General features: G+C 41.1%; 13 protein-coding genes and 7 tRNA genes. 7 read left to right on the top strand and 13 right to left on the bottom strand.

What is annotated here, in order from left to right; all coding sequences use genetic code 11:
• Positions 1–37: 37 nt before the first annotated feature.
• The 12 genes from DW959_RS07025 to DW959_RS06975 all read right to left on the bottom strand — a co-directional run bounded on the left by DW959_RS07025 (position 38) and on the right by DW959_RS06975 (position 11194).
• Positions 38–526: a GerMN domain-containing protein gene (locus DW959_RS07025; protein WP_118615768.1), complete on the bottom strand. Its 489-nt coding sequence runs from the start codon at positions 524–526 to the stop codon at positions 38–40.
• 26 nt (positions 527–552) lie between these two features.
• Positions 553–978 carry a hypothetical protein gene (locus tag DW959_RS07020; protein WP_118484781.1) on the bottom strand — a complete coding sequence of 142 codons (426 nt, stop codon included), beginning with the start codon at positions 976–978 and terminating at the stop codon, positions 553–555.
• An 11-nt stretch (positions 979–989) separates the two neighbouring features.
• A complete protein-coding gene (locus tag DW959_RS07015) occupies positions 990–2450 on the bottom strand; it encodes an ATP-binding protein (protein WP_117823348.1) in 1461 nt (486 codons plus the stop codon).
• 49 nt (positions 2451–2499) lie between these two features.
• Complete coding sequence (locus DW959_RS07010) at positions 2500–3186, bottom strand: response regulator transcription factor (protein WP_117808803.1); 687 nt, start codon at positions 3184–3186, stop codon at positions 2500–2502.
• 34 nt (positions 3187–3220) lie between these two features.
• Positions 3221–3727: a helix-hairpin-helix domain-containing protein gene (locus DW959_RS07005; RefSeq protein WP_118615766.1), complete on the bottom strand. Its 507-nt coding sequence runs from the start codon at positions 3725–3727 to the stop codon at positions 3221–3223.
• Complete coding sequence (locus DW959_RS14160) at positions 3721–3882, bottom strand: hypothetical protein (RefSeq protein WP_182430061.1); 162 nt, start codon at positions 3880–3882, stop codon at positions 3721–3723. Before DW959_RS14160 ends, DW959_RS07005 begins: the two co-directional genes overlap by 7 nt.
• A gap of 182 nt (positions 3883–4064) precedes the next feature.
• Positions 4065–4955, bottom strand: a complete 891-nt coding sequence (gene argB / locus DW959_RS07000) for an acetylglutamate kinase (RefSeq protein WP_044945251.1) — start codon at positions 4953–4955, stop codon at positions 4065–4067.
• Positions 4956–4968: 13 nt separating this feature from the next.
• Positions 4969–6195: a bifunctional glutamate N-acetyltransferase/amino-acid acetyltransferase ArgJ gene (argJ, locus tag DW959_RS06995; protein ID WP_118615764.1), complete on the bottom strand. Its 1227-nt coding sequence runs from the start codon at positions 6193–6195 to the stop codon at positions 4969–4971.
• A gap of 55 nt (positions 6196–6250) precedes the next feature.
• A complete protein-coding gene (gene argC, locus DW959_RS06990; protein ID WP_008401314.1) occupies positions 6251–7291 on the bottom strand; it encodes an N-acetyl-gamma-glutamyl-phosphate reductase in 1041 nt (346 codons plus the stop codon).
• 400 nt (positions 7292–7691) lie between these two features.
• Positions 7692–9233: a sodium:solute symporter family protein gene (locus DW959_RS06985; protein ID WP_117808799.1), complete on the bottom strand. Its 1542-nt coding sequence runs from the start codon at positions 9231–9233 to the stop codon at positions 7692–7694.
• 377 nt (positions 9234–9610) lie between these two features.
• Positions 9611–10123: a shikimate kinase gene (locus DW959_RS06980; RefSeq protein WP_021943667.1), complete on the bottom strand. Its 513-nt coding sequence runs from the start codon at positions 10121–10123 to the stop codon at positions 9611–9613.
• A 126-nt stretch (positions 10124–10249) separates the two neighbouring features.
• Entirely contained in the window at positions 10250–11194 is a 945-nt protein-coding gene (locus DW959_RS06975; RefSeq protein WP_118615762.1) for an AEC family transporter, read from the bottom strand.
• A 351-nt stretch (positions 11195–11545) separates the two neighbouring features.
• Here DW959_RS06975 and DW959_RS06970 point away from each other — a divergent pair.
• From DW959_RS06970 to DW959_RS06940, 7 genes are all read left to right on the top strand, one after another.
• Positions 11546–11620: transfer RNA gene (locus tag DW959_RS06970), tRNA-Pro, on the top strand.
• 38 nt (positions 11621–11658) lie between these two features.
• Positions 11659–11729 (top strand) — tRNA-Gly (locus DW959_RS06965).
• A gap of 38 nt (positions 11730–11767) precedes the next feature.
• Positions 11768–11841, top strand: a tRNA-Arg gene (locus DW959_RS06960).
• A 58-nt stretch (positions 11842–11899) separates the two neighbouring features.
• Positions 11900–11973: transfer RNA gene (locus DW959_RS06955), tRNA-His, on the top strand.
• Between the two features lie 31 nt (positions 11974–12004).
• A tRNA-Gln gene (locus DW959_RS06950) sits at positions 12005–12076 on the top strand.
• Between the two features lie 19 nt (positions 12077–12095).
• Positions 12096–12168, top strand: a tRNA-Lys gene (locus DW959_RS06945).
• An 86-nt stretch (positions 12169–12254) separates the two neighbouring features.
• Positions 12255–12336 (top strand) — tRNA-Leu (locus DW959_RS06940).
• A gap of 54 nt (positions 12337–12390) precedes the next feature.
• On the opposite strand, the gene DW959_RS06935 is transcribed toward DW959_RS06940, so the two are convergent.
• A complete protein-coding gene (locus tag DW959_RS06935; RefSeq protein WP_117823344.1) occupies positions 12391–14379 on the bottom strand; it encodes a TIM-barrel domain-containing protein in 1989 nt (662 codons plus the stop codon).
• Between the last annotated feature and the right edge of the window lie 151 nt (positions 14380–14530).

Below are 14530 nucleotides of genomic sequence, written 5' to 3'. Positions count from 1 at the left end.
TTTATTTTCTTTTCCTCCGCTATCTGTCAGTACCTGTCTAATTACACATTGAATAATTCGCTGTGTATGTCTCTGAGAAATCCAAATTCTCTCCATATACTAGATCCTGACTGCCTTCTACCTCAAATACAACACCATCCACATCTGACAGCTCTGTCAGAGAATCAACCAGCGAATAAATGATCACTTTGTCATCATAATCACCGACATGATCCAAAAAGGTCTTGCTGAAATTAACATAACACACCCGATCCAACACATAGATATCAAGAATATCTACATCTTTATCGATCGGACTCTTCCATTTCTGGGAATTCCGAAGTGCTTCCATGATCTGTTCCTCCGGTGCTTTGTAAGACAACGCATCAATCTCCGTCGTCTGCTTATCCAGCCGTTTTCCGGTATTATCCGGCGTATAGATCGTCACAGAATAAGAAGCCTCCATAAAATTATCACCGATCGTTGAAAATGATTCCGCATTGTAAACACTTGTATCTACCTTCTTCTCTCCAATCAGATCCGACAATTCAAATGAAACCCCTGAAATACCATTTACCTGACACAGGTTTTTGTAAATGCCATTTTACACAACAGGATCTGATAATTCTCTGCGGTATCATAATCCAGATTGAACATGATCGTTACCAGTCCTTTTCCATCATAAGAATATCGCTGATAGGTCATTCCATCTGCAACCGGAATCTTATAAAGCTGCTCGTCTTCTGTTGATATCAACAGATTCATCAGCTTATCTATCACATTTTCCGTTGATTCCAACTGATCGATCTTCGTATCATAGACAGAAAACTCTGTCCATTTCTGATTCATATAATATACGGAATATGTCTGCATCCCGGCATCCGTACCGGTATCTGTTCTCTGACTCTCCGCATGTCCACTTTTCCCACATCCGGTCATAGACAGCAGCGCCACAACTAACAGCATCCCGCTTATAATATGCATGATCCGTTTCTCCATCTTCTGCTCCTTTATTTCACATAGTTCATCGGAACACGTACTGTAAATGTAGTTCCCTTTCCAGGCTCACTGTACACATTTATAATACCCTTATGCATAACGATAATATTCTTTGAGATTGCAAGTCCAAGACCGGTCCCTCCGGTATCCCTGCTTCTCGCCTTATCTACTCTGTAGAAACGTTCGAATATATGCTCTACACAATCCTCCGGAATACCAACACCGGAATCGGCAACCTTAATATACAGATTCTTATGATCGGCATTCAGGGATACGCGGATCCATCCGCCATCCACATTATATTTGATTCCATTTTCGATCAGATTGGAGATTGCCAGCGTAAACTTCACCTTATCAATATCAGCTTCCACTTCCCGGAAGCTTTCAAATGTGATCTCAATGCTTCTCTTTTCTGCCAGAGGCGTCAACCGTTTCAGAATAACCTCCATCAGCTCATTGATATCCACCCGCTCGATATTCAGGCTGTCTGATCCCTTATCTGTCTTGACCAGCGTCAGCAGATCACTGATGATCTGCGCTTCACGGTCAATCTCTAAAACAATATCGTTCATGAATTCCCGGTACATCTCAACCGGAACATTATCCTGCATCAAGATCGATTCTGATAAAACCTTCATTGAAGTAATCGGTGTTTTCAGCTCATGTGATACATTTGATACAAATTCCTGCCGGGATTCCTCCAACAACTGCGATTTGGCAAATATCCCATTCATATTGTCAACAACGCTCCCAGCTTCTCGCCATAAACCATCCGATGAAATCTGTCCCAGAAATCCATCCTTCATATTTACAAGTTGACTCTTGATCTTTCTGGTATCACGAACCGCCATATAAGAAATGAAAAATGCTGTCAGCACCCCGATCACCATAAAAATACAGATCAAGATATTGGCACGGTATGACAAATATCCTCTTTCGTTTTCCATGCTTTCCAGACTGACTGCGATCACAGCTACATCATCAATATAACCTTCCCGGTTCACCACAGGAAACATATACTCAATGTAGGACTGTTCCCGTACCAGCCGTTCGTCTCTGTCTCCCTTCATGATCTCATAGATATCATTATTCATGATATAGGTATCCTTCAACAGACGAAAGCTGTCATAGGCTACCCTGTAATCAGTATCTACGATCATAACTCTGGCAGACAGGCTGTACGCCAGAGTGTTCATACCATGAAAAGTCTTGCTTGTACCTTCTGTTTCCGAATTAATATCATTGATCAGATATTCCAGATTTTTTGCGTTTTCCTGCAACAGTGTTTCACAATCACTATATCTCTGATTCAACATCAACTGCAGCAGAACCGTTTTCATACTGATTGAGATCAGATAAAAACCTGCCATGATCATTACAAAGATAACAACCTGAAGACTGATCCTCCGCCTGCTGTTTTTCCAGATATTTTTATTCTTATTTTCTACATTTTCATCTTTACTTTTTTCCATTCCAAAAAAATCCAGTAAGATAGGAATGCTTTACGCATTCCCTGTCTCATCATCCTTTAAAATAGTAGCCAACGCCCCATTTTGTATGAATATACACCGGCTCACCCGGATTCTCCTCAATCTTCTCACGAAGTCTTCTTACATGAACATCCACAGTTCTGGCATCTCCCGGATATGTACTGCCCCAGATCGTATCTAACAGTTCATTTCTGGAATAAACCTTATTCGGATGCGCCATCAGAAGCTCCAGCAAATCGAATTCTTTTGCTGTCAGATTCAGTTCCTTTCCATGAACAAATACACGGCGGCTATCCAATTCTACCTTCATGCCATTGATTTCTAAAATATTTACCGGTTTTACAGGCTCTGCCTTTTTTCCGCTTCTTCTTAAGATAGCTTTGATCCTTGCCTTTACCTCCAGTATGTTAAATGGTTTGGTGATATAATCATCTGCACCATATTCAAGACCCATGATCTTATCCATATCCTCACCCTTGGCCGTCAGCATAATGATCGGAACATTGGAAAATTCACGCACCATCTGACATACTTCAATTCCGGTATAAACCGGGATCATGATGTCTAACAGAACGATATCATAATCATTGTTTTTGATCTTCTCAAACGCCTCTCCGCCATCATATGCCACGTCTACTTCCATATCATCCTGTTCCAGACTGAATTTCAGGCCTTTCACGATCAGTTTCTCATCATCTACGACCAATACCTTTTTCATACCAGATTTCCACCTTTCCTTTGTTTCTATATCTCTACCGACCCACGCAAATATCGTTTTTTATCTTCTGAAATAAATTCTCTCCGATACCATTCACATTCATAATATCTTCTGTTTTTTCAAATGCACCCTGTGTCTCTCTGTAAGTTATGATATTCTCCGCCTTTGCCTCACCAATCCCGGACAATGACATCAGTTCCTCTTTCCCGGCAGTATTGATATTCACTACTCCCGCTTCCATTGTCTGTCCATTCGTTTCTGTTTCCGGATCCTGCCAGCGTTCCGGCTGCTCCTGCACCTCTTCCTCCGTCGGAAAATAAATTCTCTGTCCATCCTCGATAAAGTCTGCAAGATTTACCACCTGCTCCGCAGCATTCTCTGCAAATCCGCCTGCTGCAAGAAGTGCATCATTAATCCTTGCACCTATCGGGAGTTCATATACTCCTTCTTGTTTTACTGCCCCACAGACAAATACACAGATTCCTGTGTCTTTTATAGCTTCTGTGTCTTCCTGATCCCTTTCTGTAACAGAACCTACCACGCGTCTTCGGCATATGCCGTATCATTCTGTGAACCGGTATTCTGCTCTGTTGTCTCAAGTATCATGCCATTTTTCCGACATCCGACCAGAGTAATCCCGAACAACAACATCCATCCGGCAAGTCCTGCATATAACAGTTTTTTCTTTATTATCATACCTGCATACCTCCTTGATATGCCGGTACACTCATGCACACCCCCATTTTAACGAACTTCGATTCCTTTTACAATAGCAAAATAGAAAAAGACCAGTCCTGCGGCATCCGATTTTTCTCGTTATCGGTGCACAGCTCCGGTCTTTTTCTGTTTTACTTTTAACTTTTCATTGAATTTGCTTCTTAGAATAATGGCTCTTTTAAGATTGCAGTACCAATACCCTTCTGAGTAAAGAACTCAAGAAGCAGGCAATGCTTCAGGCGGCCATCCAAAATATGGACTCTTGATACACCATTTTCCATGGCTGTGATACAGTTATTAAGCTTTGGAAGCATACCACCGCCGACAACACCTTTCTCAATGATATCCTTTGCCTCGTGGATGTCCATTTCTGAGATCAGGGTAGACTTATCTGTCGGATCGATAAATACACCTTCAATATCTGTTAAGAATACCAGCTTTTCCGCCTTTAATGCTGTTGCAACAGCACATGCAGCATCATCAGCATTAATATTATAATCCTCATATTCTTCACTGACACCGATAGGAGCGATAACAGGTATAAAATCCTGATCGACCAGTGCATCGATCACCTCTGTATCAACCTTTGTGATCTCGCCTACATAACCGATATCTTTTCCGCCCGGCAGACGCTTCTTAACGGTGAACAGTCCACCATCCTTTCCACTGATACCCACAGCCTTTAAACCAACCTTCTGCATCATGCTGACAAGACTCTTATTTACCTTGGATAATACCATCTCAGCAATCTCCATTGTCTCACCGTCTGTTACACGAAGTCCATTGATAAATTCAGGCTCTTTTCCAATCTTCTCTACCCATTTGCTGATCTCCTTACCGCCACCATGCACGATAACCGGTTTCAGTCCAACCAGCTTTAATAATGCAACATCTTCGATCACATTGTATTTCAGATTCTCATCCAACATAGCACTTCCGCCATATTTTACAACAATTGTTTTCCCCTGAAATTTCTTAATATAAGGCAAAGCCTCGATCAGTGTCTGTGCTTTTGATATTACCTGATCTACTGTATAATCTCCCTTTACCATCTTATTTACTTCCTCACTTTCTATACTCTGCATTTATCTTGATATATTCATATGTAAGGTCACAGCCCCACGCGGAAGCTGTCTCTGTACCGGCATGCATATCCGCATGAAAACATACCTGATCCGGCGACAGGATCTCCGTCGCTCTTTCTTCATCATAATCGGTACAAACCCCATTTTCAACTATTTTTAAGGAACCGGCTTCGCTGGATATTATGATATCTACCTTATATGGATCAAATGCGATCCCGCTCTGTCCCATCGCGCACACCAGACGTCCCCAGTTCGCATCCGAGCCGTATACGGCGCATTTTACAAGGTTTGAGGTCACCACGGATTTTGCAAGCTTTCTTGCGCCCTCCTTGGATTCCGCCCCTGCTACCTGTACCTGAAACATCCTCGTCGTTCCCTCTCCGTCCGCTGCGATCAGCTTCACGAAGTAGGTGTTGATATATCGAAGCGCCTCCACAAATGCCGGATAATCCGCATCCGTTTCAAGCAGCTCATCATTTTCTGCCATGCCATTTGCAAATATCATAACGGTGTCATTCGTTGAGGTATCCCCATCGACAGATAACATATTATAAGTATCTATGACATCATTTCTCAGTGTTTTCTGCAATAACTCCTGACTGATATTCAGATCCGTTGTCAGGAATCCAAGCACTGTACCAAGATTCGGATTGATCATACCGGAACCTTTACACATACCACCAATGGTAATTGTTTTCTCTTTGATCTGCAGCTTTACCGCAATCTCTTTCTTATATACATCGGTTGTCATAATGGCTTCCGCCGCATGACTTCCACTTTCTAAATCATTGGAAAGCATCCCGGAAAGTTCCCGGATTCCATGCGCGATCGTCTCCATCGGAAGCCTTATACCTATTACTCCGGTCGAAGCAACTGCGATCTGATCGGCCGGCACCTGAAGTTCTGCTGCCACAAGCTCTGCCATATGCGCCACATCAACATCTCCCGCTTCTCCGGTACACGCATTTGCCACTCCACTGTTTACAACCAGTGCCTGACATAAGCCGATATCGTCACATAATGCTTTGTCCCACATAACAGGTGCAGCCTTGACTACATTCTGTGTAAATACTCCAGCTGTCTTCGCCGGACACTTGCTGACTAGCAATGCCATGTCTTTTTTCTTTTTATTTTTTCTTACTCCGGCGTGCATACCTGCTGCCAGAAATCCGATTGGAGCTGTCACTCCGCCGGAAATGATCTCCATACCGATCACCGCCTTATATCATCTGTTCTCCCACGATATCCGATGCCGTTACTCTTTATGGGAATACCGGAGCCATCAGCAGTCCTTCTTCTTCCGGAAGTCCAAACATAATATTCATATTCTGAACTGCCTGACCGGCTGCTCCCTTTACCAGATTATCAAGTGCTCCCATTGCAATGATACGTCCGGTTCTTTCATCAATCTTAAAGTTGACATCTACATAATTGCTGCCCTCTACCCAACGTGTCTCCGGACATACATCCTTGTCAAGAACACGGACAAATCTCTCGTTTGCATAATATTTGTCATATGCAGCACGAACAGTATCGTAATCTACCTTTTCTTTTAATGAAGCATATGCCGTAACCAGAATACCACGATTCATCGGAACCAGATGTGGTGTGAAATTGATCATGATCGGACTGCCGTATGCATATCCCAGCTGTTCTTCGATCTCCGGTGTATGGCGATGAGTCGTTACTCCATATGCCTTAATGCTTTCATTTACCTCACAGAACAGGTTCGGGATCTTTGCTCCTCGTCCTGCTCCTGATGTACCGGACTTAGCATCTACAATGATCGTATTCGGATCGATCAGCTTCTCTTTTACAAGCGGATATAAGGAAAGAATGGAGCAGGTTGTATAACAGCCCGGATTTGCCAGAAGTCTGCATCCCTTTACCTTATCTCTGTTGATCTCACACAGACCATATACGGCCTCGTCGATAAATTCCGGACTCTTATGCTCGATCTTGTACCACTTCTCGTAAGTAGCAACATCCTTAATTCTGAAATCCGCACTTAGATCAATGATCTTAACCTTTGATAAAATATCCTCATTTACAAGAGAAGAACATAAGCCCTGTGGAGTTGCCGTGAAAATAACATCTACCTTCTCAGCCAGCTCATCCATATTCTCGCCCAGACAGGTTGCATCCACGATCTGAAACATATTTCCAAATACTTCGTAATATTTCTTATCTATAAAACTTCTGGAACCATACCAGACAATTTCCACATCCTTATGTCCAAGAAGAATTCTTACTATTTCCTGACCGGCATATCCGGTTGAACCAATAATTCCTGCCTTTATCATATCTTACTCCAATCTGCTGCAACCGGTCATTTTCCGTTACAGCCATCGTCCTATTTGTATTTCTACACATTCACTTATCTTACTCTCTGCATTTTCTTCCGTCAACCGCTTTCATAGGAAAATACAGTTCGTATAATCTTCCATGATTATACAGTTATTGTGCATAATATTCAAGTATTAATTAATAAATATGCAAAAATATTTTTTATTATTATACCCCAGCATCGCATTCTTAATTTGATCATACATGTTTTATATATTTTCCAAATTATTATATTATGCAGAAAATGTTATATTTAAAGCAGCATTATTGCATTTCTCATAAAAATCAAAGCCGGCAGGACAGAATGTTTTTCTGTCTGCCGGCTTTATGCATATTATGTATATTTTATGTATAATATTAATCCAATGCTTCCTTCTGAGGTACGGTTACTGTCGCTTCATAGCAGGAGAAGACCTCCTCTACGCGCTCCTGATCCGGTTTCTTTGTGATCAGACTGACGATCGGAACAAGGATCAATCCACCGATCATCGCTGCTGCACCACAGTTTACAGGTGACTGTAACGCCTGTGGAAAACTAAATAACTGCCATGTATTACTGATAAAGTTCAGTGTCATGATGCCTACGCCCCAGATAAAACTAACAAGGCAGGCTGCCACTGTCGTGCGTTTCCAGTACAGACCATATAAAAACGGAGCCAGACAGGCACCTGCGATCGCACCCCATGAAATACCCATAAGCTGTGCGATAAATGCCACCTTGCTGGAATACTGAATGACTGCAATGACCGCCGATAATGCGATAAATACTACCAGCATGATCCGCATTGTAAGGACCTGCTTCTTCTCTGACATTTTCGGTGCGATCGATGCTTTGATAAAGTCGATCGTAAGTGTGGAGCTTGAGGTCAGAACCAATGAAGATAAGGTAGACATCGAAGCAGATAACACAAGGATAACCACCAGTCCCATCAATACTTCCGGAAGATTCTCAAGCAGGTGTGGAATGATCGCATCAAATCCTTCTGTTGCTACATCCGTCTCGGTCAGACGTCCAAAACCACCAAGGAAATAACATCCTCCGGCTACGATCGTTGCAAATAAAGTAGATACGATCGTTCCAGTCTTGATTGATTTCTCATCTTTGATCGCATAAAATTTTTGGATCATCTGAGGAAGGCCCCATGTTCCAAGTGAGGTTAATATGACAACACATACCAGATTGAAGATATCCGGTCCAAGGAAGGATGCAAATACACCCGGTGTATCCGAAACCGCCGGATCATTTACACGAGCCAGCTTGTCTAACGCACCTGTAAGTCCGCCTCTCTCGTTTAATACTGCATAGATAACTGCTACTATACCAACCAGCATGATCAGTCCCTGAATAAAGTCATTGATCGCTGTCGCCATATACCCGCCAACAATTACATAGATACCGGTAAGAACTGCCATAGCAACAACACAGATCTTGTAATCAATGTCGAACGCCATTCCAAACAATCTGGAAAGACCGTTATACAATGAAGCCGTATATGGGATCAAGAATATGAATATGATCCAGGAAGAAATGATCTTCATGGATTTGCTGTTATATCTTCTCTCAAAGAATTCCGGCATTGTTCTGGAATCCAGCTTCTGCGTGATCAGTCTGGTTCTTCTGCCAAGCACTACCCATGCAAGCAGAGACCCAAGGATTGCATTTCCAATTCCGATCCATGTGGATGCAATTCCGTATTTCCATCCAAACTGTCCTGCATATCCAATAAAAATAACTGCCGAAAAATAGGACGTACCATATGCAAATGCTGTAAGCCATGGGCCTACGCTTCTTCCTCCCAGTACAAATCCGTTCACATCTGTGGCCTGTTTTCTTGCATAAAATCCTACACCGATCATTATGCCAAAGAATACAACAAGCATAATCACTTTAATAACCATGTCGACCTCCCGTCACTTCTCATTTTTGTATTCGCAGAATTTTACAGTCAACTTTCCACCAACAATAGCGCATCCTATAATTTCTGATTTTCGAATTCTGATATAATCCGGCTCATTTTTGCTTTATTACGTTGAAGTCAAGTAACTTTAAAGTTCTACGTTTTAAACTACAAAATAGATTATATTGGATACATCCATTTTCGTCAATATAAAAAAGCGACTTCCTTGCAGATATTTTTTCAGCTTTCGCCAAATATTTCATTCTGCTGTTCAGAAGTCGTTTTTCCAATCTGTTTTTAGCACTTCATAAGCCCGCTGCATAGATCCAAATTCATATCATTGCTTTGGATCTATGCTGTTTGCGCTTGATCTTCACATTAATGTGTCTTCTCATATGCCAACACTTTTTCTGCAATCGTATCCATGAGTTCTTCTACGGAAAGTCCCTCGGCTTTTACCGTGATCTGTGCATATTTTTCATACAATAAGATTCTCTCGTTATAAAGATCCTTTAAAGTCTGACCATCCTTTAACACTACGCCACGCCGTTTTACATTTTCCAGTCTGGAAGCGATCACTCCATATGGAAGCTCGATATATACTACAATATCATTTTTTACATAATGCTGCATGGCTTCATCACAGTATACGACACTTCCTCCGGTTGCAATAACCGTATTCTTTAAGTCAATTTCTTTGTTTACATCATTTTCTATCTGAAGGAACCCATCATCTCCATATTCTGCAATCAGCTCACGAAGCAGCTTACCATGCTTCTTCTGGATCAACACATCTGCATCTACAAAATCAAATCCAAGAACCTTGGCAAGTACCACACCGATCGTACTCTTTCCACAACCAGGCATTCCGATCAAAACTATATTTTTCATCTTCTTTCTCCATTCTCTGTATTTTAATTTTCTATATTATCCTAATCTTTTCATTTGTTCTCTGTATTCATTACTTCTAATTTAATCCCATTTCTGTTTATTCAAGGATTTTTATTATTACTTGTGTCATATACATCCCATAATGCGAAGGACATATACCCATACCGTTATCGTGACCGATGAAAACAGGGTTGTCAGCACGATCGCATTTGATGACAGGACTTCATCATTATTCATATTCTTAGCCATGATATAACAAGTTACCGTGGACGGTGAGCCTGTCATGATCAGGATTGCTGCCAATTCACTCGGTGCAAACCCAAGCTTAACCGCAATCGGCATATAGATCAAAGGAAATACGACTAGCTTCATAAGAGCTGCTGTAACCGCAGGCTTCATTTTCTCCAGTGATGCTTTTGTATTAAAACCTGCTCCTATGGCGATCAATGCGATCGGAGTTGCCGTCTGTGCGATATAATTGATAGTCTTCATCGGTATCGCCGGGATCGGAATATTCAATAATGAAAACGGAACTCCGAGCACGATGCCGATTATGATCGGATTCTTTAAAATATTAATGCATGCCGTTTTGATTCCGTCTGCACCATGGATATTATCTCTGCCCCCAAAGGTCAGCATAATAACGGACAGGATATTGAACAATGGTACCGCCGCAACGATCATAAGCGGAGCCATCCCTGAGCTTCCACAGATATTTTCTACAAAGGCAATTCCAAGCACCGCCGCACTTCCTCTTGCCGATGCCTGCGCAAACGCTCCGACCATCGTCTTATCCCTGCAATATATCTTTGCAAAGCACCATGCACATGCAAACATAATAAAAGTTCCGAAGAAACAAAACGCCACAAATTTCATATTTACGTCTTTTAATACCGAGGTTGTTGCGATATCCCGAAACAAAAGCACCGGAAGGGATACCTTAAACACATATTTATTTGCTATATTTGCAAATTCATCATTGATCAGCCCAATCCGTTTCAGAAACCACCCCAACAGGATCACCAGAAAGATCGGCACTGTCGCATTTATACTAAATAAAAAATCACTCATTCCATTCTCTCTTTTCTTAATTAAACTGTCGCAGCCCTTACTATAGCACAGCTTGTTACCCGATTCAATTTTTATCCGATTTTTTTAAAAGATCTATATGCAACAGATACATACCTGCCAGACCTCGAAAACTTTAAATTCATGCTAAAATGTATGAGATTATCATCAGTCCATATATAATATTCAAAAAAATAAATACTGGAAAGCGGCTTAAAACCTAAGGAAATCCGCTCTGTCAAAAAAAATGCAAAAAAAAATAAAATTTATTGTTGACATCAAAGGGGTGTTTATGTATAATATGTCTTGCGTCAGAGATATGACGAACATAAAAAAACGACAAACACTTTGTTCCGGGGTGTGGCTCAGCTTGGCTAGAGCGCTTGATTTGGGATCAAGAGGTCGCAGGTTCGAATCCTGTCACCCCGACTTAGATAATCATAAATCTAACACTGTTAAGCAATCATGCGGGTGTAGTTCAATGGTAGAACACTAGCCTTCCAAGCTAGATACGTGGGTTCGATTCCCATCACCCGCTCTTTATTTTCGCTAATATTTATAGCGGGAATTTAAAATGTGTCCGTAGCTCAGCTGGATAGAGCAACGGCCTTCTAAGCCGTGGGTCGGGGGTTCGAATCCCTTCGGGCACATTTATTTGTTTCATTCTGTGGCACTACTGCTGTTCCATATGGATGTTTCACTTATATGGTGGGTATGGCGCAGTTGGCTAGCGCGCCAGATTGTGGCTCTGGAGGCCGAGGGTTCGAGTCCCTCTATCCACCCTTTTCTTTATCGCATATTAAGCGATGCTTTTGGGTTATCGCCAAGCGGTAAGGCACAGGACTTTGACTCCTGCATTCGCTGGTTCGAATCCAGCTAGCCCAGTCAAAAACTTAATTTATATGGGCCATTAGCTCAGGCGGTAGAGCACTTGACTTTTAATCAAGTTGTCCGGGGTTCGAGTCCCCGATGGCTCATTAAAATTTCAGATATAATTTTATATCTGATTTTTTTATATCTACTCTTCTATTATTTTATTCTATTATATTATAGAAGAAACTCTGCGGATATGGCGGAATTGGCAGACGCGCTAGATTTAGGTTCTAGTGTCAACAGACGTGCAGGTTCAACTCCTGTTATCCGCATCAAAAAAGGCAATCATAATCGATTGCCTTTTTCTTTTATCTGATATTCTGTTACTAATTATTCAAAATTACACAGGACATCTCCATATTATACTCTCTTGTAAATCCATCATCATCATACAACTGATAACTGCTTCCCGCATACCCAAGTAACTGTAGCTTCTTCGTATCAATATCCGCAACGCACTCGGCAAAGTCAGCAAGAGGAATGCATTTTCCTTTCCGAATAAATAAAATCACTTCATTCAACGGCACTTCTACAAAATGATGTCCTTTTTTCATCTCGGTCTGTTCAATATCACCCTCAGCCTTGAAACGGACAAGCATCATATCCTCCGGCAGATAAACATATCTTCCGATTGCATTCTGTGTATATACCGGTGCGATCATGATCTCATTACCAAGCATAAGCTGGTCTTCTACATTTACCGCCATACGATCTTCCGGATATTCAAATGCAAGCGGTTTGAACATCATTTCATCATTTAAAGCAGCCTTCATATATTCACTGTAAATATATGGAAGCAACCGATAACGAACACCTATGATATGTCTGAAATCTTCAATCTGCTCAAACTGATAGCACTCCTGCTCTCTTGTGCCAAGGCATGCATGATTACGCATCAGCGGTGTAAATACACCAAGCGCGAGCCATCTGAGCAAAAGATCTCTGGTCGTATTACAGCCAAATCCACCCAGATCTGCCCCTGTATATAAGAAACCACACATATTTAATGATGGAAGCATTTTCAGATTTAACAGGATATGGGACCACCAGGATTTATTATCTCCGGTCCAGATACCGCCATAACGATGCATTCCGATATAAGATGATCTGGAAAACAACAGGCATCTTTTCTCCGGACAGATCTCTCGAAGTGCTTCACCTGCTGCCCGTGTCATATTATAACCGAAAAGGTTATGTACCTGATCATGACGCACCATCTTTCCATTCACATTATGATACATCGAAGCATAGTCTTTGGCATTATTAGCCAGATCTACTACCATATCCCGGATTCCCCAGACATCATCCACGGATTCATCTTTATCAATAAATTCCCGCATTGCCTCTTTCACATCACAAACGCCTTCCGGTGTATAAAAAATTGCCGGTTCATTCATATCATTCCAGAAGCCTTCAATTCCTGCATCTGTAAGAAGCTTATATTTTCCGCCAAACCATTTTCTTGCTTCCGGATTCAATACATCCGGAAAATGTGTGTATCCCGGCCATACAGCTGCAACAAAATCACTTCCGTCCTCTCTTTTACAGAAATAATTGTTTGCTACGCCTTCTTCATACACATCATATCCTTCTTCAATCTTCACTCCCGCATCAATAATCGGGATCAAGCGTATATTTTCTTTTTTCAACTCTTCTACATATTCAGAAAAATCACCAAATGCTTCATTTATCGTAAAGTCTTTATAATGATCCATATAATCGATATCCATGTATACCATATCGATCGGTATATGATTTTCTCTGTATTTCTTCACAACATAAGCAAAATCTTCCGGTGTCTTATAACCCCAACGGCTCTGTCCAAAACCGAAAGCAAACTTTGGAGCAATATAACTTTTTCCTATCATTTGTCTGAATTGTTTTACAATATCATATATACTTTCGCCTGTGATCACATAAAGATCCAAATCTGCTTTATCGCAGAAAATATGAAGTTCATCCATCTTAGTATATCCGATATCAAATACCAGCGAAGACGGATAATCTATGTACAATCCAAATGTTCTCTCGCCGGATATAATAACAAAATTATGAGATGCATATAAAGAATAAACATCCTCATGATGATTCGGAATATCTGTATTATTGCTTATATATTTATATCCTCTTTTGTTGATTCCACGATTTGCTTCACCAAGTCCATATACTGCATCCTCTGCTTTCATATCATAAAGAAATGAAAAGCCATCATCCAGATTTACTGTTCCAACTTCAGGCATACCTTCCGATGCCTCAAATGACGCAACAACCGATTCTGTAAAAAACGGATTACCATATGTGTATTTTTTTATCATTCTCATTTCCTCTTTTTCTTTTTATTTGGTATATAATTTATTATACCTGATAATGTTATTATATTATCTTTCCATTCGTTTTTCTTACATTATTTTTATAAATTTGTTGCATAATATTGACTTATTAATTTCTTCCCCTCGTCATCCTATG

The organism is Clostridium sp. AM46-21 (assembly GCF_003480025.1).
Taxonomy (GTDB): Bacteria; Bacillota; Clostridia; order Lachnospirales; family Lachnospiraceae; genus Coprococcus; species Coprococcus ammoniilyticus.
The sequence above is the reverse complement of the archived record's forward strand: the minus strand, read 5'-3'. Positions and strand labels throughout refer to the sequence as shown.